General features: G+C 57.4%; 23 protein-coding genes. 11 read left to right on the forward strand and 12 right to left on the reverse strand.

The annotated features are described in order from the left end of the window. Window positions 1-45 precede the first annotated feature (45 nt). Window positions 46-741 (reverse strand): PEP-CTERM sorting domain-containing protein, encoded by a 696-nt coding sequence (locus DESUT3_RS12015; protein WP_221248729.1) that lies wholly within the window; start codon window positions 739-741, stop codon window positions 46-48. Between the two features lie 395 nt (window positions 742-1,136). Here DESUT3_RS12015 and DESUT3_RS12020 point away from each other — a divergent pair, with 395 nt between their 5' ends. Further along, window positions 1,137-1,583 carry a hypothetical protein gene (locus DESUT3_RS12020; RefSeq protein ID WP_221248730.1) on the forward strand — a complete coding sequence of 149 codons (447 nt, stop codon included), beginning with the start codon at window positions 1,137-1,139 and terminating at the stop codon, window positions 1,581-1,583. 257 nt (window positions 1,584-1,840) lie between these two features. On the opposite strand, the gene DESUT3_RS12025 is transcribed toward DESUT3_RS12020, so the two are convergent. Both DESUT3_RS12025 and DESUT3_RS12030 read right to left on the reverse strand, forming a co-directional pair. Continuing rightward, the gene (locus tag DESUT3_RS12025) at window positions 1,841-2,626 is read right to left on the reverse strand and encodes a choice-of-anchor N protein (RefSeq protein ID WP_221248731.1); all 786 of its coding nucleotides are present in this window, start codon (window positions 2,624-2,626) and stop codon (window positions 1,841-1,843) included. Window positions 2,627-2,864: 238 nt separating this feature from the next. Then, entirely contained in the window at window positions 2,865-5,135 is a 2,271-nt protein-coding gene (locus DESUT3_RS12030; RefSeq protein WP_221248732.1) for a GAF domain-containing protein, read from the reverse strand. Between the two features lie 271 nt (window positions 5,136-5,406). Here DESUT3_RS12030 and DESUT3_RS12035 point away from each other — a divergent pair, with 271 nt between their 5' ends. Continuing rightward, complete coding sequence (locus DESUT3_RS12035; protein ID WP_221248733.1) at window positions 5,407-6,084, forward strand: CAAX prenyl protease-related protein; 678 nt, start codon at window positions 5,407-5,409, stop codon at window positions 6,082-6,084. Between the two features lie 129 nt (window positions 6,085-6,213). On the opposite strand, the gene nrfA is transcribed toward DESUT3_RS12035, so the two are convergent. Then, window positions 6,214-7,719 carry an ammonia-forming cytochrome c nitrite reductase gene (gene nrfA, locus DESUT3_RS12040; RefSeq protein WP_221248734.1) on the reverse strand — a complete coding sequence of 502 codons (1,506 nt, stop codon included), beginning with the start codon at window positions 7,717-7,719 and terminating at the stop codon, window positions 6,214-6,216. Between the two features lie 18 nt (window positions 7,720-7,737). Beyond that, a complete protein-coding gene (gene nrfH / locus DESUT3_RS12045; RefSeq protein ID WP_221248735.1) occupies window positions 7,738-8,265 on the reverse strand; it encodes a cytochrome c nitrite reductase small subunit in 528 nt (175 codons plus the stop codon). Window positions 8,266-8,561: 296 nt separating this feature from the next. Here nrfH and DESUT3_RS12050 point away from each other — a divergent pair, with 296 nt between their 5' ends. Both DESUT3_RS12050 and DESUT3_RS12055 read left to right on the forward strand, forming a co-directional pair. Continuing rightward, the gene (locus tag DESUT3_RS12050) at window positions 8,562-10,115 is read left to right on the forward strand and encodes an ATP-binding protein (RefSeq protein ID WP_221248736.1); all 1,554 of its coding nucleotides are present in this window, start codon (window positions 8,562-8,564) and stop codon (window positions 10,113-10,115) included. Window positions 10,116-10,132: 17 nt separating this feature from the next. Then, window positions 10,133-11,476 carry a sigma-54-dependent transcriptional regulator gene (locus DESUT3_RS12055; RefSeq protein WP_221248737.1) on the forward strand — a complete coding sequence of 448 codons (1,344 nt, stop codon included), beginning with the start codon at window positions 10,133-10,135 and terminating at the stop codon, window positions 11,474-11,476. A gap of 44 nt (window positions 11,477-11,520) precedes the next feature. Here the strand turns inward: DESUT3_RS12055 and DESUT3_RS12060 are convergent, their stop codons facing one another. Next, entirely contained in the window at window positions 11,521-11,928 is a 408-nt protein-coding gene (locus tag DESUT3_RS12060) for a hypothetical protein (RefSeq protein ID WP_221248738.1), read from the reverse strand. A 283-nt stretch (window positions 11,929-12,211) separates the two neighbouring features. Here DESUT3_RS12060 and DESUT3_RS12065 point away from each other — a divergent pair, with 283 nt between their 5' ends. Together DESUT3_RS12065 and DESUT3_RS12070 are read left to right on the forward strand one after the other, a co-directional pair. Continuing rightward, window positions 12,212-13,924: a zinc-ribbon domain-containing protein gene (locus DESUT3_RS12065; protein WP_221248739.1), complete on the forward strand. Its 1,713-nt coding sequence runs from the start codon at window positions 12,212-12,214 to the stop codon at window positions 13,922-13,924. Window positions 13,925-14,252: 328 nt separating this feature from the next. Next, window positions 14,253-14,783 (forward strand): DUF3750 domain-containing protein, encoded by a 531-nt coding sequence (locus tag DESUT3_RS12070; protein ID WP_225911492.1) that lies wholly within the window; start codon window positions 14,253-14,255, stop codon window positions 14,781-14,783. Window positions 14,784-14,828: 45 nt separating this feature from the next. Here DESUT3_RS12070 and DESUT3_RS12075 read toward each other — a convergent pair whose 3' ends face one another. From DESUT3_RS12075 to DESUT3_RS12100, 6 genes are all read right to left on the reverse strand, one after another. Further along, entirely contained in the window at window positions 14,829-15,017 is a 189-nt protein-coding gene (locus DESUT3_RS12075; RefSeq protein WP_221248741.1) for a hypothetical protein, read from the reverse strand. Window positions 15,018-15,416: 399 nt separating this feature from the next. Further along, window positions 15,417-15,806: a type II toxin-antitoxin system death-on-curing family toxin gene (locus DESUT3_RS12080; protein ID WP_221248742.1), complete on the reverse strand. Its 390-nt coding sequence runs from the start codon at window positions 15,804-15,806 to the stop codon at window positions 15,417-15,419. A 3-nt stretch (window positions 15,807-15,809) separates the two neighbouring features. Further along, window positions 15,810-16,037: an AbrB/MazE/SpoVT family DNA-binding domain-containing protein gene (locus tag DESUT3_RS12085; RefSeq protein ID WP_221248743.1), complete on the reverse strand. Its 228-nt coding sequence runs from the start codon at window positions 16,035-16,037 to the stop codon at window positions 15,810-15,812. Between the two features lie 134 nt (window positions 16,038-16,171). After that, a complete protein-coding gene (locus tag DESUT3_RS12090) occupies window positions 16,172-16,456 on the reverse strand; it encodes a hypothetical protein (RefSeq protein WP_221248744.1) in 285 nt (94 codons plus the stop codon). Window positions 16,457-16,750: 294 nt separating this feature from the next. Beyond that, on the reverse strand, window positions 16,751-17,980 hold the full coding sequence (locus DESUT3_RS12095) for an Arm DNA-binding domain-containing protein (protein ID WP_221248745.1): 1,230 nt from the start codon (window positions 17,978-17,980) through the stop codon (window positions 16,751-16,753). Between the two features lie 200 nt (window positions 17,981-18,180). Continuing rightward, window positions 18,181-18,612 (reverse strand): hypothetical protein, encoded by a 432-nt coding sequence (locus DESUT3_RS12100; protein ID WP_221248746.1) that lies wholly within the window; start codon window positions 18,610-18,612, stop codon window positions 18,181-18,183. A gap of 102 nt (window positions 18,613-18,714) precedes the next feature. Between DESUT3_RS12100 and DESUT3_RS12105 the strand changes: the two genes are divergently transcribed. The 5 genes from DESUT3_RS12105 (at window position 18,715) to DESUT3_RS12125 (ending at window position 26,259) form a co-directional block, all read left to right on the forward strand. Further along, window positions 18,715-18,909: a helix-turn-helix domain-containing protein gene (locus DESUT3_RS12105; protein ID WP_221248747.1), complete on the forward strand. Its 195-nt coding sequence runs from the start codon at window positions 18,715-18,717 to the stop codon at window positions 18,907-18,909. 532 nt (window positions 18,910-19,441) lie between these two features. Next, the gene (locus DESUT3_RS12110) at window positions 19,442-19,858 is read left to right on the forward strand and encodes a phBC6A51 family helix-turn-helix protein (RefSeq protein ID WP_221248748.1); all 417 of its coding nucleotides are present in this window, start codon (window positions 19,442-19,444) and stop codon (window positions 19,856-19,858) included. A 210-nt stretch (window positions 19,859-20,068) separates the two neighbouring features. Then, complete coding sequence (gene hsdR, locus DESUT3_RS12115; RefSeq protein WP_221248749.1) at window positions 20,069-23,461, forward strand: type I restriction-modification system endonuclease; 3,393 nt, start codon at window positions 20,069-20,071, stop codon at window positions 23,459-23,461. 12 nt (window positions 23,462-23,473) lie between these two features. Continuing rightward, window positions 23,474-24,916 (forward strand): class I SAM-dependent DNA methyltransferase, encoded by a 1,443-nt coding sequence (locus tag DESUT3_RS12120; RefSeq protein WP_221248750.1) that lies wholly within the window; start codon window positions 23,474-23,476, stop codon window positions 24,914-24,916. Further along, window positions 24,913-26,259 (forward strand): restriction endonuclease subunit S, encoded by a 1,347-nt coding sequence (locus tag DESUT3_RS12125; RefSeq protein ID WP_221248751.1) that lies wholly within the window; start codon window positions 24,913-24,915, stop codon window positions 26,257-26,259. The genes DESUT3_RS12120 and DESUT3_RS12125 overlap by 4 nt, the downstream gene beginning before the upstream one ends. Window positions 26,260-26,262 lie beyond the last annotated feature (3 nt).

Raw genomic sequence — 26,262 nt, forward strand, 5'->3', positions numbered from 1 at the left:
TGCCGAAGCACCGCCTTTCCAACCATCATGTATCAAATTTACGGATCAGGCCTTTTTGCGCCGCTTGAGGTAAGCCAGGCCGACCAGGCCGGAACCGAGCAGGATCAAGGTGCTGGGCTCGGGAACCGGGGCAGGGATATCGAACCTCTGAACCACGCCACCGGACCTAAGGTTATATTGGCTAACGATAACCTGGGGATTGGCCAGATTATCTCCGATGTAGATGTCAGTTGCCATAACCGGATTATTAGTCAAAACAAGGCTTTCCAAGTAAGTAGATCCTAGTTCAAACCCAACAACGGAAGAACCGACGGGACCGTCAATCACGAAATCGATTCCATCCCAATGGGGCCCTGAGAAGGAGGAAAAAGTTATAAACGGAAACGGAACTGACCCCTCGCCGAAAGTGTCAGGCCCCTCAAAAGAAACAGGAGTGACACTATCCAGACCAAACCCTGACAGCAGAATAGTGCCGTACCAAGTTGCGCTAATATCAGTCAACGGGTCATTGTACCCAGTCCATCTGATAGACCAGGATTTTCTCATGTCATCGTTTGACCATACATAGTAACCTGGACCATTTCCGCCGGCAATAGTCGGGTCAAATGGGACTTGATTCCCTTCCCAAATGGCAGTGAAATTCCCTCCATCCGTTGCGCCATAATAGGTTGGGATAGCCATAGCGGCGCTGGCAATACTAAGAATTGCCAAAAACATTGTAACAGCAAAAAACTTTTTCATCGAACCCTCCTCTTCCTAGTTTTATTCATTTCACCTCGAAATGACCGTCGTCATCCCCTCTTGCAAAACCCGGACCAGTGTTTCAGGTATTTGTTTTTCCGCCATTTTCCACCATAGGCGTTGTCCATTGTTAATATATCCGACAAGCCTATCCGTGAAAGAGGCAAAGGGGACGGGCAAAGGGGACGTTCTTGATTAATTAACTTTTTCACCCTATACTCCTACCCATGCCACGTTCATCCCGAATCGACATACCAGGCCTGCTACAACACGTCATCGTCCGCGGCATCGAAAGACGCCCTATCTTCAAGGACGAAGAAGACAAAGCCTCTTTTCTCTCCAGATTCTCAAAACTGCTGCTCCAAACGGAAACCGACTGCTTGGCCTGAGCGCTGATGGACAACCATTTCCACCTGTTGCTGCGCCACCAGCGCTCGGGTCACCTCTTCCAAGATCGCTACAAATCAATCGTCTGCGATAAGGACAACTATCTCCTCGAATTGATCCGCTACATCCGCCTGAATCCCCTCAGAGCCGGGGTGCTGAATCGCCTCGAAGACTTGGACAGCTCAGCCTGGACAGGCCATTCGGTGCTGATGGGCCACCAAGAATTGAATGGACAGCAAACGGATGCGGCACTTTCACTTTTTTGCAAAGGGCTCACAGAAGCGCGTAAAGAATACCGACAATTCATTTCCGAGGGTTTCGAGGCAGGACCGGATATCGCCTTGGATGGTGGCGGCAAGCGCCGAAGCAGGGCCTTGGACCCCGTCCTTGGGGAGGAGGATCTTTTTGACGATCGGATATTGGGCGGGGGGGCCGGTGGGCAATACCGACGATGATCTGGAAAAACTCCTGACGAAGGTGACCGAGAGTTTCCAGGTCGACAGGATCGCCCTTACACAACCTGATCGATACCGGAATCTTGCCCGGGCCCGGGCGGTACTCTGTCACCTGGCGATGAGATATTCAGGGGTCAAGGGTACTGAACTGGCGAAGCACCTTTCCATGACGCAGGCAGGTGTTTCTGTTGCCGCTGATCGTGGTGCGCCATAATGCTCGATAATTTACCACCGTCCCTAATTTGCGTATCCCGGCCCTAGTCGAACTTTCTTCGCCTAAGAAACAAACCCAGTCCGATCAATCCGGCACTGAAAAATAGTAGCGAACCAGGTTCGGGGACGGGAGCAGCAATCGTAGAGGCATCATGTGAAAAGGGCGCGAAGAGGTCCCTGTCGATATCTAGTGCACCATTATTTCCGGGCTTTTTGCTGTAGAGGTCAAAGTGCAGCAACAAATCATTACCGGCGTCGACCCCGATCAAACCCGTGGTGTCAAATTGAAATGCGGCGTAATAAGCCGTATTCTTCAAACTCGTCTGACTGCTGTCAAAATTTGCCCCTGGCTCGCTTTGGGTATTGTATGCAACGATTTTGTTGTCAGAATTGAATTGGAACTCAAACTCGAAAAAATAAGTATTGAAAATATCGTGAGGGCCTAAGTCTTTTCCGTCATGCGGTTGAACAATATCCAGATTTTCTATTGGTGGATTGCCCCAATTCATATCTTCTGTGGCGTTAATGGTCTTTCCATCGACAGTAAAATGGGCATTAAAGTCTTGACCGAATGAGACTTTTGGCACCAGCGCACTCGATATGTAATATGTCTTGTCGAGGTACGCGTCCACCTTGCTCGCATTATTCGTCCCTGGAGTCAAGATGGCGAACAGGGTAAACACACCATTTTCAATTTTCACATCCTCGTGGGAAGGGTCGTACCAACCCCCGCCGATATCAAGCTGGAGGGTGTTGATGGCAAGCGAATTGCGAGGAAACAGACTCAATGAAATCAGAACAAGGAATATACACAAAAATCTTGGTCCCATGGGACGACCCCCTCGCTTGGAAAATCTGATAATCACTTGATATATTCTTGGGCGTACAGAGCAGCAAAAAACGGGCCACGGCATAACTAGCTTAAAATGCAGATCTTTTTTAAAGCAAAAAAGATCTGTAAAAAGTGCCGACACTTTTTAGGCATTCCCACATTCCGTGAAATCCGTAAAGCGTTTTTATTTCAGATCACTTATTACTAATTACTTATCACGCTTTACGCCTCACGCCTTACGAATCCCCGCCAATCACCGCCCCTCGCAGCGCCTCAACCACCCTCGGATCATACAAACTCCCCGCCCCCTCCTGAATCTCGCGCAGGGCCTCGGGAACCGTCTTCGCCTTGCGGTAGGGCCGGTCCTCAGTCATGGCGCAGAAGGCGTCGACAACCGCCAGGACCCTCGCCAGAAAGGGTATCCTTTCCCCCACAAGTCCATCAGGGTACCCCTGGCCGTCGTATCTTTCGTGATGATGCAGGATGACCTGGCGAACCTCCTCCGAGAATTCCAGGCCTTCGAGAAGCTCCAGGGTCGTATAGGGGTGGCTTTTCAGGGTGCTGGCCTCGGCGGCGGTAAGTTTCTTTTTCTTTTCGAGAAGGTTTTTGTCGAGCAGCATCAGCCCAAGGTCATAGACCATGGCGACGTAAAGCGCCAGTTCCTTGTCCTTTTCGTTGGCACCTAGCTGGTCGAGAACCTTCCCCATCAAATCGGCGTGACGGGTGTCCTTTTTCGGGTAGCGGCTTTCTGCGTTGAGCAGCGCGTCAAGCGATCCGACCGTCCGCCGCAGGTCACCGCCCTGCCCGGCCTCAGCCTGGATTTTTTCGATAAACCTGGAAATCCGCTCACCGATGATGGTGGCGATTTTCAGGTCGCGCTCGGTGAAGGGCTGGTCGGTTTTCTTGTTGTTGAGGTTGAGCACCCCGATAACCTGGCCGCCGCATTTCAGGGGCAGGGAGATCAAGGACTTGGAGTTGTACTGTCGGTCGAAGTTTTTCTGCCCGAAACGGGGGTCGGCTTCGATGTCCTCGATCAGCAGGGGCTTGCCCTCGTAGGCGACCCAGCCGGCAATGCGATCACCGAGTTTGATGCGCGTGTTGCGGATGATTTCATCCTCGAGCCCGCGGGCGGAGTTGATCACCAGGTCGCCGGTCACGTGATCACTGAGCATCAGCGAGCAGGTATTCACCCCGAGCAGTTCGGAGGTGAACTCGATGACGCGGTCCATGGTCATAGCCAGGGCGGCTTCGATTTTCTGCCTCTCCCCCTTGGGTATCAGCACCGTGACCCGGAACCCCTCCTTGCGGTTTTCGGCAAACACCCGCCAGCCATTGACCTCGGCAGCCTTGCGGGCCAGGTAGAGCTTGAGACTGGGCTCGGCCTTGTCCTGGCTGAACAGGTTTTTCGAGGAAAAGAAATCGTCGACAACCCGTTCAGGCAGCGCTTCGCCGGTTTGCAGGACAACATCGAGCAGGTCGTTCTGAACGATGTGCAGGGAAATTTCGCCCTGCCGCTTCAGATGATAGCTGATTCCCTCGAAAAGATTCAGAAACATCTGGCTGACCAGGATACGATCGCCGGCGACCTCCGGGAGTTCTTCGGGAGGGGCCAGGTTGAGGGCAATCTTCTTTCTTTCGAGCAGTTGCTTCAGAAGATGCGAACGGAGGATTTCGCGCAGCAGCTCGGCCAGGGAGAAGAGGGTCTTGCGCAGCACCCGGTTTTCTTCGCCCAGACGAAGAAAATCCAGCTGCCTGTCGACGATGGAGATGAGTTTGTCGGTTTCGCTCTCGATGATGTCGTGAAACTCGCGCAATACGTCCGAGCCGGCCAGATCGGATTTTTTCAGGTAGTACACCGCTCCCTTGACCGAATTCAACGGGGTGCGCAGTTCGTGGGAAACCCGGGTCAGAAAGTCGGTCTTGGAGAGGTCCATGGAGATGAGCTTTCGGTTGAGCTCTTCCATTTCCGCGCTTTTTTCCCGGAACCGCCTGACGAGAAAAGAGTTTTTCAGGGCCAGGGCCGCCTGCCCGGCAATGACCTTGAGCAGGGAGAACTCATCTTCGCTGAAGGGTTGCCCGTTTTTTTTATCGTTGATGTTGAGGACGCCGAGGAGCTCCTCTTTGCCGATAATCGGACAGGAGATAAACGAGCGGGTTTTGTAACGGTCCCGTTGGCTGTTCTGAAAGCGAGGGTCGCTGTCGATATCTTTTACAAGGACGGCTTCTCCCCGGGCGGCCACGGTGCCGGCTATCCCCTCGCCGATCTTGATCCGATAAGACTTGGCAAGCTTGTGCTCGAGACCGCGGGCGCTGAGAATATAGAGCTCTTTTTGCCCCCCCACCAGCATCAGGGAGCCTTTTTCGGCGCGGGTGTGGTTGATGGCCAGATCGAGAATCAGGTAGGAGATGGTGCTGACGTCATCGGTAGCGAGAATCGCGTTGCCGATTTCCTCGATGATCGCCAGTTTTTTCTGGCAAAGATCGTTGGCGGTTTGTGAGTTGGTCATAGCCCTGCAACAATTCAGGCAAGGGGAACGTGGGTCCCGGCTTGAAACGAAAAATGCTTAATACGACTCAGCAAAATTCGCGCCGCGCCTCCAAGGTATTAGTTTCTCGTCAGTTTATCAGGAGTCATCGGCTTTTGTTAAAATCTTCGACAAAACCGGAGCCAAGCATTTTTTTTTGGTTGCACCCAAAAGTTGGAATAATCTTAACCCTATGTTAGCATTCGCTCCTGAATTGAACCTAAACCTCGACACAGGAGGCAAGACACCCCTCATGGCTTTGGCCCGCATTTTTCCTTTTGCCGTGTTCATGGGCTTCATCGGTGTCGAGGAGCTGCTGCGCATGGCCATCGACCAGGGGCTGATCAGCCAGGGCGGCTCCTTCCTGCCGTATCTTTACCCGGTCAAAGCGCTGGTAACCGCCGGGGTGGTGGTTTTTTTCCGGAAGAGATACGACGAACTCCGCCCTGCTGACCTGGGGAGGGTTGATCACACCCTGGCAAGCATCGTTGTCGGGCTGATTGTTTTTGCGCTCTGGGTCAACATGGACTGGCCCTTCGCCACCTTTGGCGACCCCAAGGGGCTCGACCCCTCAGTTTTCGAAGATACCCGCCTGCGTTCCTGGATGATTGCCTTTCGCCTGTTCGGAGCGGTGCTTGTGGTCCCGGTCATGGAAGAGTTGTTCTGGCGCTCTTTCCTGCTCAGATATGTCATCGGCAACGATTTCACCAAGGTGCCCATCGGGGCCTTTTCCTGGACCTCGTTCCTGGTCACCGTGGTTCTGTTCGGCCTGGAACACAACTACTACCTTGCGGGCATGATGGCCGGCGCGGCCTTCAACCTGCTGCTCTACTACACCAGGAGCATCGCTCAGTGCGTTCTCTGCCATGCCGTGGCCAACCTGGCCCTTGGGGTTTACGTGCTGCAGACAGGGCAATGGCGGTTCTGGTAGAACCTGCCGCGGCAGGCGCCGGGCCTGCCGTTGAATTCTGCGCATTACCTCCCCAAACAGACCGGGCCTGTCCGCTTGTGGCGAACAGGCCCGGTCCCGGTTGTACGGATCAATTGCGGAGGATCAACCTCAGTTGGGGTAGGAGGTCTTCAGCTCCATCCCTTCTCGCGATTTCGGGTCGTAAATCCCCTTCTCCGCACCCTGCTTGAACCACTCCTGCTTCAGCCCGTTGAGGAACTGCTGCTTTTCCTCGACCAGTTTGTCGTAGGGCAGGCCGATGATCTGCTGGGCCTTCTCCTTGGTGGAGAAGTCGGGAGCCTGGAAGTCGCCGGCGTTGTACTTGGCGAGGATCGCGCGCAGCTTGATGCGGGCTTCCTGGCCTTTGTTGATGGCGCTGCCGAGCACCCGCAGGGTTTCTTCAGGGGCGTGGAAGAAGGCGCCGTGGCCGGCGATGGAGTAGTCCCAGCGCCACTGGCCGTGACGGATGTCCTGCAGGGCGGGCTTCATTTCCTCTTCGGTGGCGCCCAGGTCCCAGGCCTGCTTGGCTTCGAGATGGGCCTTGGCGAGGATGTCCATGGCGGTGCGGGACAGCTCGTCCTTGCGGGCCAGTTTCTCTGCGATGGTGGCGCGGAATTCCTGCTCGGTGCCGCTGTGGCAGTTCAGGCAGGTGTTGGCGATGTTGTCCAGCGGGCTGCCGATCTGGTGGTTGGTGTACTTGACCCCGCCTTCACGCACATAGGGCATGTGGCAGTCGGCGCAGGAGAGCCCCTGCTTGCCGTGGGCGCCGGTGATGAAGGTTTCGTAGTCGGGATGCTGCGCCTTGAGCATGGGGGTTTTGCTCAGCGCATGGGTCCAGTCGACGAAGTTGCGCTGGTCGTAGTAGGTCTCGATGTCCTCGGCCACCATGCCGTTGTCCCAGGGGAAGGTGACCACCTTGGCGACCTGCTTCTGACCCTGGTCGTCGGTCCATTCGGTGTCCTTGAAGTAGTATTCGGCATGGCACTGGGCGCAGACCAGCGAGCGCATGTCCTGATGGGTGGCCTCGGCGAAGGGCTTGCTCCCCTCGGCATCGAGGGCCCGCTTCAGGTAGTCGCGGGTCAGGGTCAGCTTCATGGTGTCGTTGCTATGGCAGTCGGCGCAGCCGATGGGGTTGACGATCTCGCCGCCGTGACGGGCCCACTTGCCGGTGTAGAAGTCCAGCTCGCCCTTCTTGTCGATCAGCCGCGGCACGTCGGAGGACTTGCAGGTCCAGCAGGGGGTCGGCATCGGGCCGGTCTGGGGATTGAGGGGAGCGCCGGTGCGCAGGGTGTTCATGTTGTCCTCGAGCATGTAGAAGTGGCCGCGAGGTGCGTTGTAGTCCTTGGAGAAGCCGTAGCCGGCCCAGAGGATCACCAGCTCCGGGCTGCCCTGGAGCACGTCCTTGATTTCGTCGCTCTTCTTGGTGCCCATGTAGGTCTCGTACTGGCGGGGGAAGTACTTGCCCCACTCGGAGCTTCTCGGCTCCAGTTTCGGAATCTTCGGCACTTCGTTGATGGCCTGCTGCGCGGCCTTGTTTTCCTTGATGGAAACGCCCAGCAGCAGCATGGGAACCATGACGGTGACACAGACGATGGTCAGCAAGGTTGATTTTCTCATGTCTCTCTCCTGTAGTTTTTAAAGTTCTTTGACGCCAAGGTTGTTATGAGCGGTGGTCAGGTTTCTGGTAGTTCCGTGGGGGACCTCGCGGTGGCAGTCCCAGCAGCGGCGCCCCATCTGCACGTCAGCATCCCCGTGTTGGTAGAGCTCGCTGTTGGCCAGCATCTGGGAAACGGCCTCCTGGTGGCAGGAGATGCAGTTGTCCTGGATCCGGCGCGCCGCGTCGTCGGTGACCCGGAGATTGCTGCCGTAGCTGCCCAGGGTCATGGCCAGCGAATGGTTGAAGCCGTCTCTGGATTTGGCGATCATCTTGTTGAGGAAAGAATCGCGCGGCAGATGGCAGTCGACACAGGTGGCCTCTTCCCGATGGGAACTGTGCTGCCAGGTGGCATAATGGGTGTTCATCGTGTGACAGTTGATGCAGACCTTCGGATCGCTCGACAGGTACGACAGCATCCTGGATTCATTCACCAGGAAGGCCGCCGTTCCGATGACGGTCGCCACAGCACAGATGGACACATAGGTCATGAGTTTTTTGGTTTCCATAAGCAGCCCTTTGCAAAAATTGATGGTATGCCGATGCCCCCGGTCACTCTCTTGATTGATCAGCTTTACGCTTGCCCCCTTTCGGCTTGCAGCTTTATCTGAGCAACCCCCGTGCCAGATTTTTTATCAAGTTTTTTCAATAACTTACAGAATTGGAATGTTTTCCGGCGCTACCGGATGGTAGCCCTGGAGGCTGACTTGTGTTACCATCCGGTAGCATCGGTTAAACCTCTGCCCGCCCGTTGCGGGGAGAGGAAACCCACCACCTTCTCTTGCGCCAAGAGGCCATTCGTCCCATGCAGTTAAAAACCAAGTTCATCATTTTCGTGGGGCTGGTGACCTGCTGCTCTTTCGGGGTCACCTTTTACCGCACCTCCAGCTTTCAGGAGGAGCTGGTGGTGGAGCAGGCCACCCGCCAGGCCAAGATGCTCTTCGACCAGATCCGCATCACCCGGCAATGGGTGGCGGACCACAACGGCCTGTTCCTGGTCAAGGGGCCGGGGGTCGAGGAAAACCCCTTTTTGCAACAGGGGCAGATCAAGGACGAGATGGGCAACTGGCTGGTCAAGCGCAACCCGGCCATGGTCACCCGCGAACTCTCGGCCTACGCCGCCAGCGAAGGGATGGGGCAGTTCAACGTGACCAGCCTGCATCCGCTCAATCCGGCCAATATCCCCGACGCCTTCGAACGCCGCAGCCTGGAGATCTTTGAAGAGGGCGCCGCCGAAGCGGTGACCATGGAGCTGGTCGAGGGCAGGCACCGGCTGCGCTACATGGCCCCCCTGAAGGTGGAACGCACCTGCCTGAACTGCCATACCGACCCCGGCTACCAGGTCGGCGACATCCGCGGCGGGATGAGCGTCTCGATCCCCATGGACTGGGCCTTCGCCGAAATCAACACCAACAATCGACTGTTGTTGAATATCGGCCTGGCCACCATCGTCATCGTCTCGCTGACCATCTTTCTGCTGTTCGACCGGTTGGTGGTCAACCGCCTGAAAATTCTCGCCCGGGCCATGGACCAGTATCCCGAGCGGCGGGACTTCGAGCGCTTGCTGGTAGCCGACCCCGAGGATGAAATCGGCACCCTGGCCGCCCATTACCGCAATCTCTGTCAGCGCCTCGAACAGTCCCAGCGCGAACTCGACGCGACCCGCGAGCAGGTTTTCCAGAGCGAAAAGCTCGCCGCCCTGGGGCGCCTGGTGGCGGGGCTGTCCCACGAAATCAACAACCCCCTGGGCGGCATGCAGAACTGCATCCAGACCATGAAAAAGAGCCTGGACAAACCGGAGCTGCAGACCCGCTACCTGACCCTGCTCGGCCAGGGGGTCGAACGGATCAAGGGGACGGTGCAGCAGCTGCTGAAGATCGGCCGCAAGGAGCCGCTGAGCATCCAGCTGGGGGATGTGGACGAGATGATCCGCGAGTGCCTGGAACTCACCTGCATGGGCCGCCGCAACCTCGAGCTGAACCTGCAGCTGCAGGTCGGCAGGCCCCTGGTGGTCGGCCTGGAGGCCCTGCGCCAGGTGATCATGAACCTGGCGGGCAACGCCGTGCAGGCCATGGGGGCCGAGGGCGGCACCCTGCATGCGGAAAGCCGCATCGAGGAAAACGCCCTGGTGATCAGGATCGCGGATACCGGCCCGGGGATCGCCCCGGAGCATCTGGACAAAATCTTCGAGCCGTTCTTTACCACCAAGGAGGTCGGCGAAGGGACCGGGCTGGGGCTTTCGGTCTCCTACTCGCTGGTGGATCGCATGGGGGGAGAACTCAGGGCACAGAACGCACCCGAGGGGGGAGCCGTTTTCACGCTGCGGGTGCCGCTGGTGGAACAGGACGCAACCACTTGAACGGGATAGGGCAAAATATGACGGCACGACTGCTTGTCGCGGAAGATGAAGAGATCATGCGCATCACCGTCCTCGACCACCTGCGCGACCAGGGCTGGGAGGTGGATGAGGCGGCCAACGGCGCGCAGGCCCTGGAGCTGGTCAAGGCCAACCGCTACGATGTTCTGGTTTCGGACATCCGCATGCCGGTGATGGACGGCGCGAGCCTGCTGGCCGAGGTGAAAAAGCTCTCCCCCAGGACCGAGGTGGTGATGATGACCGCCTACGGCAGCACCGACGACGCGGTGAACTGCCTGAAAAAAGGCGCGGTCGACTACATCCTCAAGCCCTTCGACCTGGAGGACCTGAGCTTTCGGATCCGGCGCATCCTCGAGGTGCAGGCGGTCAAGGCCCGCTGCGTGTCGCTGGAGAACAGCTGCGGCCCGCGTCGTCCGCTCATCGGCTCGAGCACGCCGATGCAGCAGATGCTCAGGCTGGTCAGCCAGGTGGCGATGGCCGAAGCTTCGGCGCTTATCCATGGCGAGAGCGGCACCGGCAAGGAGCTGGTGGCGGCGGCCATCCACTACGAAAGCCGCCGCGCCGCCAAGCCCTACATCCGCGTCAACTGCGCCGCCATCCCCGCCGGGCTGCTCGAATCGGAGCTGTTCGGCCACGAAAAAGGCGCCTTCACCGGTGCCGACAAGCAGGTGATCGGCAAATTCGAGCTGGCCGACCAGGGGACCATCCTGTTGGATGAAATCGGCGACATGCCCCTCGACCTGCAGGTCAAGCTGTTGCGGGTGCTGCAGGAGCGCGAGATCGAGCGGCTCGGTGGCAAGGCGCCGATCCCGGTGGATGTCAGGGTGCTCTGCGCGACCGCGAAAAACCTCGCCGAGGAGGTGCAAAAGGGCAACTTCCGCCAGGACCTGTTCTACCGCCTGCAGGTCATCCCCATCAGCGTCCCGCCCCTGCGGGAACGCGGGGAGGACATCCTCGAGCTGGCCGGCTTTTTCCTGCGGGAGTTCGGCCGCGAGCGGGGCCTGCGCCTGGAACTCTCCGCCGAAGCCGCCAAGGCCCTGCAGGGCTACAGCTTCCCCGGCAACGTGCGGGAACTCAGGAACATGCTGGAGCGGGTTTCGGTGCTGGCCCCGGCCTCCAGGATCCAGCTCTGGGACCTGCCGGTGGAGGTCCGTGGCGCAGCCGTCCAGGCCGGAGCTGAGGAGGCCGAGGTGGAGGAGCTCGCCGCGGCGGTGGCCCGCGCCGAGAAGAAGTGCATCCTGGGGGCGTTGAAAAAGACCGACGGCAACAAGACCGAAGCGGCGGCGATCCTGGGAATCAGCCGAAAAAACCTCTGGGAGAAGATGAAGCAGTACGAGCTTTAGCCGCCTTACCCGCGGCACCGCTCGGCCGCAGGCGGCAAACGAGATCAGAGAAAGTCGATGCTCTGAACGTCCCCGCCACGGATCTGGAAGGTGCCGTAGCCCGGGCTGCCGTAGAAAAGATCCCCTCCCTGCAGTTGCAGCCTGACCGCGGAACCGGCGCGCAGTTGCAGGTCGACGGGAACCAATTCCCCCTCCGGGGCGGCAAAGGTCATCTTGCGGATGTTTCTGAAGGGTACGGTCAACTGCCCCTTGCCCACCTCTCCCTCCAGGAAAACCTTCCCCTTGAAGGAGAACTGCTCGAGCTCCAGGGACTGCCCGGAGCGGTCGATCAGCCTGACCCGGAAATTCTCCTCGGTTTTGGGCAGTGCGCCCTCCGGGGGCCCGCCCCGTTCGCCCATGCCGCACAGCAGCGCCGCTACCGATAATACGACCACGAAGATGAGTTTTTTCATTTCATCCCTCCCGCCTGCAAGACAAGCATAGCAATCCGGGTTGAGAATTCAATGCAACCGGTGCCCTACCCGTCCTCCCAAGGGCTTCTGATCCGTCTTTTCTCCTCACCGCCCCCCCCTGATCCCGGAAATGCCCGGCAATTGACCCGGGGGAGGACCTTCCTCCTGCAGAAGTCCATCGGCTGGATCCCGTAAACGACGGCACAACTTTTGCTGAAACACGAATTTCATATACAAGATCGCCATTTCCCCGGTGAAAAGACGAGCTACCCGGAGGTCTTCAATGAGAATCCTGGCCTGCCCCCACTGCGGTTTCAGCAAGCAGGTTCCCGCCGATCGTATCCCTGCGGGGACCAAGCGGGTGAGTTGCCCGAAATGCAAGCAGCTGTTCAACCTCGACGGGGGCACGCCGGCAGCGCCCCGACCGGCGCCACCTCAACCGCCCCCGCCTGCCGCTGCACAACCGAGCGCCCCTGCCCCGAAATCCCCCGCAGCCACCCCGAACCTGGCCGAGCAGGCGGTGATCACCTGCCCCCACTGCGGTTACCGCCGCGAGGTTCCCCGGGAGAAGATTCCGCCGCGGCCTGCCAAGGTGCTTTGCCGGCAGTGCGAGAAAGAATTCACCATCCGCGGGGAACTGTTCCGCGACGCCACCAGGCTGGCTGCCAACCCCCAGCACCCGACCCTGACGCCAGCTGCCGCCAGCGAGGATGCCGACGGCCCGGCTCCGACCCGGCTTGCCGGCCTGGGCGAGCTGTTCTCCCGGACCTGGGAGGTTTTCAAGCGGCGCATCCTGACCCTGATCGGCATCAACCTGCTGGCCATGGTGCTGGCCCTGGCCGCCTATTTTCTGCTGGGATCGGGGGCCGATCTGTTGCGGGGGATGTTCGGGGACAACCCGGTGGTCATGGGATTGGCCGCCCTGGTCATGGTCGGGCTGTCCCTGCTGGTGGTCACGGCGGTCTGCGCGGCCATGACCTACGCCATCGTCGACGAGGACCTCGGGGTCCGCGAGGCACTCGGCTACGGCATCCAGAATTTCCGCTCCTTCCTCTGGGTTTTCACCCTGGCCGGGTTCATCCTCTGCGGCGGCTACCTGGCCTTCATCCTCCCCGGCCTGCTGTTCACCGTCTGGTTCGTCTTTGCCCAGTTCGTGCTCGCCCACGACGACGTGAGGGGCATGGAGGCCCTGCTCAAAAGCCGCGCCTACGTGCGCGGCCACGGCTGGGGGGTCTGCGGTCGCCTGCTCTTGCTGGGGGTGCTGGGGACTGTCGTTTCGCTCATCCCGATCGTCGGCCTGCTGGCCAGCCTGCTGCTCGGGCCCTTCACCCTGATCTATTACCACGAGATCTTCCGCGATCTGCGCGCCATCAAAACCAACCTCAGCTATCCCGGATCGGGCCGCGAAAAGGCCAAATGGCTGCTCGCCGGGACAGCCGGCTACCTGGTGGTGCCGGTTTTCGGGCTGCTGCTGCTCGGCCCGGCGATGTGGCAGGGACTGAACCAGCTGCGCGGCTCCGGATCCTTCGAGGCGTATCAGGCTACCGCGACTTACCGGCCGCAACCCGCCTTCGTGGAGCAGGAGGCGCGGCCCCTTGCCGAAGCGGAACAGCAAACGGGGATGGGTGCTGCGGCCGCGCCGGCACAGTCCCCGACGACCCTGGTGGTCCCCCGAACCGGGGAGAATCCGGCGGAGGTGATGCTCTACGTCTATGCGATCAACTACCGGGGCAGCGTCCGGCTCAACGGCGAGGAGATCTACCCCATCGAGGGCGAGCGCGACATGAATTACAACTACACCGGCAGCGCCACCCTGCAGGACGGACGCAACGTCTTCGAAGTCGCTTACCAGGCCCTGCCCGATGCCTGGATGACCAAGCTGCAGCTCAAGGTCTTCCGCTACGACTGGACCAACGCTCAGGAGACCGTGTTCGCCGAGTGGACCATCGAAGACCCCGGCAGCAGCCGCGCCTTCGAGGTGATTCTCGGCGACTGAGGGAGGTCGGCTCCCCCGGGACGCGGCCAACGCACCGGTGCCGGTGCAGACGCCCGCCTGCCCGGCGGGCCGCGAGCCTAACCGCGCTCAGAGAATCAGGGCGAAGGGAGCCGATCAAGAAAGAGCCCGAACAGCTTCTGGATGACATCCATGCTGCGCATCAACCGATAGCCCGGTTTCTGAAGCCAATAATCTTCCTCCGGGCCGCTGAATGAACGACTCCGCAGCAAGCCGGGGGAGTTGCCGCCGGCCGAATACCTGTGGTAAGAGAGGAAGTAGCAGGCTGGCCGGGGGGGGGGGAGCCGGCTTATCCGGGAGGGAAGATGCCGTGAGAAAGCTATGCTGCTGCCTTTCACTGCTGCTGGTACTTGCGGGCTGCTCGGGGGAGCGGGACTGGCGCACCGCCAGCCGGGAGCCGGCGGGCATCGCCCCCGACCCGGCGCAGACCCGCGAGGCCGTGCTCCAGGTGTATGCCGCGCCGGCCTGGGGGTGGCGCGGCTGGTTCGCCGTCCACACCTGGATCGCCACCAAACGAACCGCCGAACCCTCCTACACCGTCTATGAGGTCATCGGCTGGCGCGAGCGAAGGGGCCTGCCGGTGCTGCGCATCGAAAAGGACGTCCCCGACCGCTTCTGGTACGGCGAAAAGCCGAGGCTGCTGGTCGACCGCAGGGGACCCGAAGCCCAAACCCTGATCGCCGCCGTCGAACAGGCGGCGCGCTCCTATCCCTGGCCCAAGACCTACCGCGCCTTTCCGGGCCCCAACAGCAACACCTTCACCGCCTGGGTGGCGCAGAAAGTGCCCGCCCTGGAACTGGACCTGCCGTTTTCCGCGATCGGCTCCGGCTACGCCGATTGATTCACCGGGCCCCTCAGCAACCTCCCCACTCCGCGGAAAATCCGCTCAGGGTTCGTCCTTTCTCTGGCTGAAAAAATGGATCAGGAAATCGGCGTCCCGGGGGGACAGGTTGAATTTGAAGATGGCTTTCTGAACCAGCGGGGAGACCGGTTGCCCCGGCTCGTCCTGGAGGTTGTCGGAAACCCATTTGACGGCACGCCTTACTTCATCTCCATCGGGCAGCAGGTCGCTCATGACGGGGTTCGCTCCTTGGGTTGGGGGATGGTCCTGGAGGCAGTCGGTCGATTTGTTCCGCCGATCTGCCCCAGGTGACGCAGGGTTGCGTTATAGATAACGTTTATATGGAATCCGGCCTGACCGGGGCCCTCGGTGTAAGAAAATATTTTTCCGGAAAATGCGCTCAAAACGGTGTCTGTCTACCCGGCTTCATTTCCTTGTCTTTTACTGCTGATGTTCGGATTTGTTTTATGTTGATAAAATCTCTTCCTGAAAGAGGATTTCTCAATTGATTATGGCCCCCATTTTGCCGCTCGAAATGGGGCTCCAAGCCAAATATTCGGCCAATTTGCCGGCTTTTTTAGCAATTTCGACAGATTGGCTTGGTCCGACCAAGCAATCCCGAAAGCATTCCGGTCAGATCCTTTTCGCCCAGCGGCGGAGAAAGACCGCCACCTCGGCCTTGTCGCGTTCACCTCGAGCCACCCCCAGAACGATTTCGGCCAGATCATCCTCCGGCGCCTCGAAGTCGTGCCCATTCAGGGCCAGAAAGACGAGCGCGGCCACCACACCGACCCGCTTGTTGCCGTCCAGGAAGGGATGGTTCTTTACCAGGTGAAACAGATAGGCAGCGGCCATTTCAAAGAGATCGGTGTGCAGAAACTCCCCGCCATAGGTGGCCGCCGGCATGCCGATGGCGGATTTGAGCAGGTCGAGATCCCGGATGCCCGGATTGCCGCCGTAACGGGTCACCTGATCCTGATGGATTTCCAGGAGCTCGGCCAGGCTGAGAAACTTTGGTTCCACCGCCTATTCCGCCAGTTTCTTCAGGGCCTTGGGATAGCGGGCGTTCACCTTCTCGAGGGCGGCTTTGAAGGCATCGCGGCGGTCGGCATCCCGCACCGGAGAAAGAATGAGGACCTGCCCGTCGGTGGACACCTCAAAGGGTGTATCGGCGTCAGCGCCCAAGAGCTCCAGGACGGGTTTCTCGATCACCAGCGCCAGGCTGTTCCCATGTTTGGTCAGCGTCTTGATCATGGCCGCTCCTCCAGGAGTGTTTATACATTGTCCATACAAAGATATAACAATGAATGAGAGCCCGTCAAGAACCAGACCTGGAGGTCTGACCCTGGGCCCTTGGCAACGTGGAGGAGCGACCCCGCGCCCCGACCCTAGGGATGTTTTTTGTCGACTTCGGGGGCGTTTTCACCAACCATGACTGGTTTGCCGTTCTGCCAGACCACAGCGTAATGGCTCAGGCGTCTAATCCTTTCAAGCAACGCGGGAAGGAGATAGGCCTTGCGGAAATGCTCATCGTCTTTGATCTCCAGCGCCTCTTTAAACTGTAGTCTGGTCGTCTCTCCGGTAAGGACCGAGAGTACCCCGACTTCCGGGGTTACTTCCGGTGCAACTTCCGGGGTTGAGGTGGTCACCGCATCCAAGGTCATCCACAGCATGAGTTGGGCAAAATTATTTAGTCTCTGAAAACACAAGAGATGGCAGAAATCCTCAACTCTGGCGATGCCATCCAGACCTCCCCTGCGTAGGCTCCCCTCCACTCGCTGACGCGACCTTCCCTGGCCGCTTTTCGTCCACTGGACGCGCTCGCTGCGCTTCGATCCCCGCGACGACGTCGACCAATTGAAAAGGGGCCCGCCCCTGGATGGGCGGACCCCTTTTCAATTGGTGGAGGTGGCGGGAATCGAACCCACATCCGAAACACCGCAACCGCCCAAAATATTTAGCACTTTTCAACCGTCATTTTGCTTAAGTGCAGTATGCGTGTAGTTTTGACCCAAATTCGACCAATCCGTAACCATCTGATAGCCGTTCTTCTTGGAGCTATCAGGTACCCACTTGCCATAGTGCTTCAGAATCATCTCCGTGTTGACGTGACCCATCTGAGTGGCTATCCACCAAAGGTTCTCCCCTTGGGATATTAAGAACGACGCATAGGTGTGCCGGGTCTGGTATGGGTTCCGATAACGGATACCACATTTCTTCAACAGTGGCTTCCATGCCGACTCCCTTATCTGCTTGTCGGTCAGCCACGGTACCCCCTTCTTGGGATGATGAAAAACAAAGTCAGAGTGAAGGAATGTATAGGGTTTCTGCGCCTTCAATGCTTCCAACGCTGGGGGGAGCAACACAACGGACCGGACACCTGCTTCGGTTTTCGTTGTCTTCTCCATACGTTCCACAACAGCACGCTGCACCTTCACCTCCCCCTTCTTCCAATCAATGTCTCCCCATTGCAATGCCATCAGCTCCGATGTTCGCAGTCCGGAAAACAGGGCAAACTGAAAAAGGTTCTTCACCTGGCCGGTTGCCTTACTGAGCAGCAGGTTGATTTCATCAAGTGACAGCGGGTCTACCTCGAACTTACTCTGGCTGGTTTTCTTGTCTAGCAACTGGGTCAAGACAACTTTGTCCAACGGGTTTTTATCAATAATGTCGTCATTGACGGCCTGCTCCAGCACCAGCCTTAATGGGGTCAGGATATTCCGAACTGTTTTTCCAGTTAATTGCAAACCAGAAATCCATGAACGGATCATCTGCGGGGTCAGGTCACGAACCCGGACATCTCCGAACAGGGGCCGTAAATGTGCTTTAACAACCCCCTTGTAACCCCGCACTGTACTGGCTTCCTTGGTCTTCTCCGACAAGGCGATAAAGTCAATCAGGAGTTCGCCTACAGTGACATTGGTAACGACATGCCCGAACACCTTAGCCCGCTTGGAGTCGGGGAAATAGTCCGAATATTTAAATGTCTCCTTCTCTATGCGGTTCAACACCTCAGCCCGAAGATTTGCTGCATACTTGATGTTCTGCTTGGTTGGCTCAAGCTTCAGCGTCTCTCGACAAGACACCCCCCGGTAGGAAAAATAAATTTGGAGGCTGGCAGAATGCTTGTGCTGGCGAACAGTAACACCCTTCGGAAGCTCTAGTTCTGACTTACCTTGTTTCCATGCTCCACCCATTTTTCCGTCTCCTCTGTATTGACCCACAACTTGCCATCGGGTGCCAGAGTTGTATGTTTACCGTCTAGCCATACCCCCTTCTTTCGTCTGGCGTGAACGGCGGCGGCTGTATCACCAGTAATCTCACAATACCGGTTCAGCCTTACCCACTTGTGGGGCTTTGAAGTCTTCTGAAAAATAATTGGCATAGTGCCCCCCCATCAGGAAGAATGAAGCTTCAGCAAGTCATCTGCCGTAGACTTGATCGACTCCCACCTATCACGAATTGCCTTAAACTTGGGGCCGTCCTCCCCAGTGTAGGCAGGGTCTTCCTGGATCACCTTCCAAATCACCTGCTCAAGGTCTGACAAAAATTCCGGCGCAATCAGGGCAAGCTTCACTATCCGATCTGGCTCTAGCGGGTCGTACACTTCATCTGGAATGTACGCTTCTACTTCCACCCCGCCTTCCCGCTTAATAATGGTCAGCCCTTGTTCCAGAGGCACCCTGATTGCATCCAATATCAAAGCCGATACTGTGGTTCCCTTCTTTTGGGCCAACAGTTCCAATGCAAACTTGTCTTTCGCACTGATCCTCAGTGCCAGCCTATCCGCCTTATCTGGACTAGACCTCCTGCCTTTCGCAGCCGTCATAGAACCTCCCTAGAGTTACTTATTTTTACACAATATATCTTGTTACTTTTTTGTTGTCAAGTGTACCTGTTTTGGGGTACATTGCAGGCAAAGGAGACAGGCATGAAAATTGACATCGAAATATTGCCGGACGGACGGATGGACACTGCCAACACGGCGGCCTACATCGGATATAAAGTCCACACCCTTGCGCAGTGGAGACATGAGAAGAAAGGTCCCCCCTACATCAAGCGTGGGCGTGTTTATTATTTCAAAGATGACGTTGATGCTTGGTTAAAAGAAGGTGGAAAACGCTAGACCAAAACACTGACCTAGACAGGTCAATTTTTCTCCCTATCTGTGGGCGGCTAAATACGTTGGCACAGATAGGCTACAAAGTCGTTACCAAGGGTCCCGACAAAGCGACACCGTGGGGCTAATTTCAGAGCGGGTCGGGGGCGGTCTTGCAGGCCGTGATAGTCTGAGAGAACCTAAACCACTGCAAGGGGTGTTTAGGTGCGACGTGAAAGAATCTGTTACGTTGCAAAAAAGCCGTCCCCCACTTTTAATTGTGGGTAGGGGGGCTTTTATGCTCTGTGAAAGAGAATTGGCCCCTGCGACGACGTAAGGAGGAGCCAGAGGAGGAGGGGGGTCCGGGGGGAGGAGGAGTAAAAGTAGTCTCGCAGCTGGACACCCCCCCCCCCGAAATTCAATATTCAATCACAATCCGGACTGAGCCTATCTGCGGCAGTCTGAATACTCCCAACCTACTCTTGATCACAGAGAAAAGCTAATGCTCCCATGACACGCGTGCAATTAATTGCACTGCCCCGAAGAAAGGCGAAGAAACATGAATAAACTGACCAGTAAACAGATCAAAGCCCTCCCCCTAATGGCTCAAGGCATGTCGGGAGTGGATGTTGCCAAAGAGGTTTCCGTTACCCCCCAAACTGTCTCCGGGTGGAAAAATGATCCTGAGTTCATGGCGAACCTCAACAGCATCAGGATGGAGTTTCTGGAGAGTGCGAGATGCCAACTTCAGCAATCCCCCACCAGAGCGGTACAGACATTGATCGATCTGATGGAAAACTCAGAAAATGAGGAAATCAGACGCAAGGCCGCCTTGGATGTTCTCCGGCTCACTGGTTTTGAACCGGGGAAGCATGGGTGCTATGCGTGGGGTGTCGGCCCCACCGATGTAGAATCTATGACCCACCAAATAAACGGCACTATGGATATTCACAATATGCTGAAAGGACTGCTGTAGCCTGTGCAATCAATTTCACCCGACTTGATGGCACACTTTACACAGTAGAAAGTCAGTCTCTGCTAGCCGTGTCATGAGGGCCAGTGGTTTGTTGCCACTGCAACAGGGGCCAACATAAAGCGGTCATTATTCCCCAATGATTGAACATCATTACCGGAATGTGGTAGATTTCGGTTTCGTCAATGATGTGTTATTCCAGGGAGGGAACAAATGACCGGGGCAGAGACACTACGGGGGCTGAAGTCACCGAACTTTTCCTTTCTTGCCAGTCATGACGCCCTGCTGGTCAAATACGCCGCCCAGGCTGAAAAGTACCTCTTCGAAGACCCCAACACCGCCCTGATCAAGCTGCGGCAGTTTGCCGAGGTTCTGGCCCAGCAGGCCAGCGCCTATTCCGGCCTTTACCTCTCCCAGGAAGATAGCTTCATTGATGTGCTCGACCGCTTGGGGGCCAAGTCGATTCTGACCCCTGAAGTCCTGCAACTGTTTCATGGTCTACGCAAGGCGGGCAATCAGGCCGTGCATGGCCATGGAGGGAGCCAGCGGGAAGCCCTCTACCAGCTGCGCATGGCCCGGACCCTGGCGGTCTGGTTTCATCGCTCCTTCGGCAAGGCCCCCAACTATAAGCCGGGTCCCTTTGTCCCTCCCCCTGATCCAGCGCAAGCCGAAGAGGCCTTGAAGTCAGAGCTTGAACGCCTGCGGGGAGAACTGACCGAACACCGCCACCAGACCGCTGCCCAGCATGAGGCCTACCAGAAGGAAGCCGAAGCCAAGATCAAGGCCGCTTACACTGAGCTGAACACCGCCCTGGAACTGGCAGAGGAGACCGAAGATAAGCTGCAAGCCGAGAAGCAACGCTTCCAGAACCATATCCAGTACCTTCAAACCCAGGCTGCTGCCCAGACCACGGACCAGAGCGCCGAAGTGGTCAAGCAGGCCCAGGCCGCTGCCCAGCATCTCGACCTGAACGAAGCCGACACCCGCAAGATCATCGACGCCCAGCTGCGAGATGCCGGGTGGGAGGTGGATAGCCAGGCCCTGACCTTCAAAGGCGGCACCCGCCCCCAGAAGGGGAAGAACCTCGCCGTTGCCGAGTGGCCGACCAGCAGCGGCCCTGCCGACTACGTGCTGTTTGTCGGGCTCACCCCCCTGGCCGTGGTCGAAGCCAAGCGCAAGGCTAAGGATGTTCCGGCCAGTATCGAGCAGGCCAAACGCTACAGCCGGGATTATGTCATCAAGGCCGATGAGGTCCTGCCCGGTGGTCCTTGGAGGGAGTACAAGATTCCCTTCCTGTTCGCCACCAACGGGCGGCCCTATCTCAAGCAGATCAGGACCAAGAGCGGCATCTGGTTTCTCGACGGACGCCTGCCGACCAATCACCCCCGCCCCATGCAGGGCTGGTATTCTCCTGCCGGTCTGGTCGGCCTGCTGGGGCACGACATCCCCACCGCCCACGACAAGCTCAAGGCCGAAGCCCCGGACTACCTCCCCCTGCGGGAATACCAGCTCGACGCCATCAAGGCGATTGAAAACGGGCTGACCAAGGGGCGTACCGAGATGTTGCTGGCCATGGCCACCGGCACCGGCAAGACCCGTACCTGCATCGGGCTGGTTTACCGGCTGGTCAAGGCCAAGCGGTTCCGCCGTGTGCTGTTCCTGGTGGACCGCACCGCTCTAGGGGAGCAGGCCTCCAATGCCTTCAAGGATGTGCGCCTGGAGAACCTGCAAACCTTTACCGACATTTATGACGTGAAGGAACTGGGCGACATCCAGCCCGATTCCGATACCCGCCTGCATATCGCGACCATTCAGGGAATGATGAAACGGCTGCTCTACCCGAGCGACGAGACCAAGCCGCTGCCGGTCGATCAGTACGACTGCATTGTGGTCGATGAGTGTCACCGGGGCTACAACCTCGACAAGGAAATGAGTGACGCCGAACTGACCTTCCGCAGCGAGCAGGACTACATCTCCAAGTATTCACGGGTACTCGACTACTTCGATTCGGTCAAGGTCGGGCTCACCGCTACCCCTGCCCTGCACACCACCGAGATTTTCGGTCCACCGATTTTTGAGTACAGCTACCGGCAGGCAGTCATCGACGGCTATCTGGTCGATCATGAACCCCCCATCCGCATCGTCACCAAGCTGGCCCAGAACGGCATGGGCTGGAAAAAAGGTGACGATATGGAGCTTTACCGGGTGAAGACCGGCAAGGTTGATCTGTGCCGGGTTCCCGATGATGTCAAGATTGAGGTGGAGGAGTTCAATAAGAAGGTCATTACCGAAAATTTCAACCGAGTGGTCTGCCAGGAGTTGGTCAAGCATATCGACCCCGACTTGCCCGGCAAGACTATGGTCTTCTGCGCCACCGACAGTCATGCCGACATGGTGGTGGACATGCTCAAGGAGGAGTTCACCAACCTTTACGGCGGCATTGACGATGACGCCGTGGTCAAGATCACCGGGGCCGCCGACAAGCCCCTGGAGAAAATCCGCCGCTACAAGAACGAACAGCTCCCCAGCATCGCGGTCACAGTCGATCTGCTGACCACCGGCATTGACGTGCCAGAGATCGTCAATCTGGTCTTCATTCGCCGGGTCCGCAGCCGCATCCTTTACGAGCAGATGCTGGGGAGGGCAACCCGTCTCTGTCCCGAAATCGGCAAAGAGCGGTTCCGCATCTTCGACGCGGTTGACCTCTATTCGGCAATTGAAGATTTCACCACCATGAAGCCGGTGGGTTCCCCCCAGATCAGCTTCGTGCAATTAATTGCAGAACTTTCCCAAGTTGAAGACGAGGCCGCCAAGCAGGAAGTTTTCGACCAGCTGGTGGCCAAGCTGCAACGCCGCAAGCGTTCCCTCAAGGGGAAAGACCTCGAAGACTTAACCACACTGGCCCGGATGCAGCCCGAGGAGCTGATCAAGCATATCCGCAAGGCGGGTATTGCAGGCACCATCACGTGGTTTGGCTCCCATGCGGGGGTGGCCGAAATACTCGACCGACAGAACGAAGGGCCGGGGGCTTCGCTGATCATCTCCAAGCACGACGATGAACTGGTGGAGGTGGGCCGAGGCTACGGGGACGCCAAGAAGCCGGAGGACTACCTGGAAGGCTTCCGCACCTTCTTGCGGGACAACATGAATCTGATTCCCGCCCTGAAGATCGTCACCACCAAGCCCCGAGAACTGACCCGGCAGCAGCTGAAGGAGCTGCGGCTGGCCCTCGACAAGGCCGGGTATTCCGAAGCCAAGTTGCGGGTGGCCTGGCATGAAATGACCAATGAGGATATTGCCGCTTCGATCATCGGCTTTATCCGCCAGATGGCCCTTGGTTCGCCGCTGATGTCCTATGAAGAACGGGTCAGGCTGGCCATGAAAAAGATTCTCGCCAGCCAGCCCTGGACCACCCCCCAGCGCAAATGGCTGGAGCGCATCGGCAAGCAGCTGCTGGCCGAAACCATCGTGGACCATGATGCCCTCGACCGGGGGGAATTCAAGGCCCAAGGTGGGTTTGCAAGGCTCAACAAGGTATTTGAAGGCAAATTGGATCAGGTCCTGAGCGACCTGAATGAAGCTCTCTGGCAAGACGCCGCATCCTAGAAAGAAGACCGTATGACCACCACCCACGACATCGTGCAAAAGCTCTGGAACCTCTGCAACGTCCTGCGGGACGATGGCATTACCTATCACGAGTATGTCACCGAACTGACCTACCTATTGTTTCTGAAGATGGCCAAGGAGACCGGCACCGAATCCCAGATTCCTGCCGGGTACCGCTGGGACGATCTGGCCAGTAAGGATGGCGTTGATCAGCTGAACTTTTACCGCAAGTTGCAGGTTTACCTTGGCACCGAAGCCAGCGGACGGGTGCAAGTCATCTTTGCCAACGCCTCCACCGCCCTGCGCCAGCCGAAGAACCTCAAGAAGTTGGTGGAAAGCATCGACGCCCTCGACTGGTACAGCGCCCGCCAGGAAGGGCTGGGCGACCTTTACGAAGGGCTGCTGGAGAAGAACGCCAACGAGAAGAAGAGCGGAGCGGGCCAATATTTCACACCCCGTGCCCTGATCGAATGTATGGTCAGGCTGATCAAGCCCCAGCCCAAGGAGCTGGTGCAAGACCCGGCAGCCGGGACCGGGGGTTTTCTGATCATGGCCGACCGCTACGTCAAGGAGCTGACCGACGATCTGTTTGACCTGCCCGAAGCAGTCCAGACCTTTCAGCGCAAGGAAGCCTTCTACGGCATGGAGCTGGTCCCCGATACCCACCGGCTAGCCCTGATGAACGCCATGCTGCACGGCATCGAAGGGGACCTGCTGCTGGGGGATACCCTCTCCCCCGATGGCACCACCCTGCCCAAGGCCGATGTCATCCTGACCAACCCGCCCTTTGGCACCAAGCAGGGAGGCGGCATTCCCACTCGTGACGATTTCACCTTCCCCACCAGCAACAAGCAGCTGGCCTTCTTGCAACACATTTACCGGGGGCTCAAGCCCGGTGGCCGAGCCGCCGTAGTGCTGCCCGACAACGTGCTGTTTGAAGGAAATGTCGGCAGGCAGATTCGGGCCGACTTGATGGACAAGTGCAACCTGCACACGATCCTGAGACTCCCCACCGGGATTTTCTACGCCCAGGGGGTCAAGACCAACGTGCTGTTCTTCACCCGTGGCAAGACCGACAAGGGCAACACCAAGGAAGTCTGGGTCTACGACCTGCGGACCAATATGCCGCAGTTCGGCAAGCGTACCCTGCTGACCCACAAGCACTTCGAGGAGTTTGAAGCGGCGTACGGTGAAGACCCCAAGGGGGCCGCCGAAAGTCTGACCCAGCGGGTCGATACCGGAGAAAAAGGACGCTTCCGCAAATACAGCCGGGAGTGGGTTGCCGAGAGGGGCGACAGCCTGGACATTATCTGGCTCAAGGATGAAAGCAACGGCGGCACTGAAGACCTGCCCGACCCCGAAGAGCTGGCCCAGGAAGCTCTTGGGGAGCTGGAGGCGGCTATGAACGAGTTACACGGGATTCTTGAGGAACTGGGAGCGGAGGTTGAGGCGTGAGTGATGTGCTCCCTGATGCTTGGGAATTAACAGAAATTGGTTCGCTGACTGTACCAACTGAACAAAGGGTCCCCCTCAAGGGGGAGGCCTTCACCTATGTCGATATTTCATCTATTGATCGGGAGACAAAACGAATAGCTACCCCCCAGACTTTGAATGGGGATAATGCGCCTAGCCGGGCAAGAAAAGGCATTATGCAGGGTGATGTCCTAGTCTCAATGACAAGGCCAAATCTAAACGCTGTGGCAATGGTTCCTAAAGAACTTGACGGCGAAATTGCCTCAACTGGCTTTGAAGTCCTCCGAGCAAAATTAGTAGACCCGAGGTGGTTATTTCACTACGTTCGCACCCCGATTTTTGTGGATGCCATGTCTAGTAAAGTTCAAGGGGCATTGTATCCAGCGATCAAGTCAAAGGATGTGCGAGAGTTCCAAATTCCCCTCCCCCCCCTCAACGAACAAAAGCGCATTGCCGACAAGCTCGACACGCTGTTGATGCGGGTCACGGCCTGCCAGGAACGGCTGGACCGTGTGCCGCTGATCCTCAAGAAGTTCCGCCAGGCGGTTCTTGCGGCTGCGACTTCGGGAGCGCTTACTGAGGATTGGCGGGGGGGATCTGAGTTTACAGTTTCACACAAGGTTTTTAGCGAGTTAGTCGCTGATGCTAGGACAGGATTAGTCAGATCATCAAAAGAACAGTCATCAAGTGGTCAGTATGACTATTTTAAGATGAATAACATCGACAATGAATGGGGACATGAAAAGGAAAACTTAGTTCGTGTCAATGCCACAAATTCCGAAGTTGACAATCATCGTTTGAAAAATGGTGATTTGCTCTTCAATACAAGGAATAGTCTGGAACTTGTAGGAAAATCATGTGTTTTTATGAACTACTCAAATGATAGCGTGGTTTATAATAACAACATATTAAGAATTAGATTTCATAAAAACATTAACCCTCATTATATCAATATTTGGCTGCGCAGCCCCAAAGGTAGTGATGTTCTAAATGGCATTAAATCGGCAACAACAAGTGTCGCTGCTATTTACCAAAAAAAATTGATGGCTATCAATATTCAACTGCCAAACTTCGATGAGCAGAAAGAAATAGCAAACCGAGTTGAAAAGCTCTTCGCCCTTGCCGACAGGCTCGAAGCCCGCTACACCACCGCCCGCAAGCAGGTAGACAAGCTCAGCTCGGCCCTGCTGGCCAAGGCCTTCCGTGGGGAGCTGATCGAGCAGGACCCGAATGACGAGGCTGCATCGGTGCTGCTGGAGCGGATCAAGGCCGAAGCCGCCAAGGCACCCCCGGTAAAACGCACCCGAGGCCGGAAGAAGTCTTAATCT

It is taken from the genome of Desulfuromonas versatilis (assembly GCF_019704135.1).
In the GTDB taxonomy this organism is placed as follows: Bacteria; Desulfobacterota; Desulfuromonadia; order Desulfuromonadales; family NIT-T3; genus Desulfuromonas_A; species Desulfuromonas_A versatilis.

Excerpts from the sequence above, each read along its gene's own strand:
- DESUT3_RS12015 (WP_221248729.1), bottom strand. The coding sequence starts at position 741 with ATGAAAAAGTTTTTTGCTGTTACAATGTTTTTGGCAATTCTTAGTATT.
- DESUT3_RS12020 (WP_221248730.1), top strand. The coding sequence starts at position 1,137 with ATGGACAACCATTTCCACCTGTTGCTGCGCCACCAGCGCTCGGGTCAC.
- DESUT3_RS12025 (WP_221248731.1), bottom strand. The coding sequence starts at position 2,626 with ATGGGACCAAGATTTTTGTGTATATTCCTTGTTCTGATTTCATTGAGT.
- DESUT3_RS12030 (WP_221248732.1), bottom strand. The coding sequence starts at position 5,135 with ATGACCAACTCACAAACCGCCAACGATCTTTGCCAGAAAAAACTGGCG.
- DESUT3_RS12035 (WP_221248733.1), top strand. The coding sequence starts at position 5,407 with ATGGCTTTGGCCCGCATTTTTCCTTTTGCCGTGTTCATGGGCTTCATC.
- nrfA (WP_221248734.1), bottom strand. The coding sequence starts at position 7,719 with ATGAGAAAATCAACCTTGCTGACCATCGTCTGTGTCACCGTCATGGTT.
- nrfH (WP_221248735.1), bottom strand. The coding sequence starts at position 8,265 with ATGGAAACCAAAAAACTCATGACCTATGTGTCCATCTGTGCTGTGGCG.
- DESUT3_RS12050 (WP_221248736.1), top strand. The coding sequence starts at position 8,562 with ATGCAGTTAAAAACCAAGTTCATCATTTTCGTGGGGCTGGTGACCTGC.
- DESUT3_RS12055 (WP_221248737.1), top strand. The coding sequence starts at position 10,133 with ATGACGGCACGACTGCTTGTCGCGGAAGATGAAGAGATCATGCGCATC.
- DESUT3_RS12060 (WP_221248738.1), bottom strand. The coding sequence starts at position 11,928 with ATGAAAAAACTCATCTTCGTGGTCGTATTATCGGTAGCGGCGCTGCTG.
- DESUT3_RS12065 (WP_221248739.1), top strand. The coding sequence starts at position 12,212 with ATGAGAATCCTGGCCTGCCCCCACTGCGGTTTCAGCAAGCAGGTTCCC.
- DESUT3_RS12075 (WP_221248741.1), bottom strand. The coding sequence starts at position 15,017 with ATGAGCGACCTGCTGCCCGATGGAGATGAAGTAAGGCGTGCCGTCAAA.
- DESUT3_RS12085 (WP_221248743.1), bottom strand. The coding sequence starts at position 16,037 with ATGATCAAGACGCTGACCAAACATGGGAACAGCCTGGCGCTGGTGATC.
- DESUT3_RS12090 (WP_221248744.1), bottom strand. The coding sequence starts at position 16,456 with ATGCTGTGGATGACCTTGGATGCGGTGACCACCTCAACCCCGGAAGTT.
- DESUT3_RS12095 (WP_221248745.1), bottom strand. The coding sequence starts at position 17,980 with ATGGGTGGAGCATGGAAACAAGGTAAGTCAGAACTAGAGCTTCCGAAG.
- DESUT3_RS12100 (WP_221248746.1), bottom strand. The coding sequence starts at position 18,612 with ATGACGGCTGCGAAAGGCAGGAGGTCTAGTCCAGATAAGGCGGATAGG.
- DESUT3_RS12105 (WP_221248747.1), top strand. The coding sequence starts at position 18,715 with ATGAAAATTGACATCGAAATATTGCCGGACGGACGGATGGACACTGCC.
- DESUT3_RS12110 (WP_221248748.1), top strand. The coding sequence starts at position 19,442 with ATGAATAAACTGACCAGTAAACAGATCAAAGCCCTCCCCCTAATGGCT.
- hsdR (WP_221248749.1), top strand. The coding sequence starts at position 20,069 with ATGACCGGGGCAGAGACACTACGGGGGCTGAAGTCACCGAACTTTTCC.
- DESUT3_RS12120 (WP_221248750.1), top strand. The coding sequence starts at position 23,474 with ATGACCACCACCCACGACATCGTGCAAAAGCTCTGGAACCTCTGCAAC.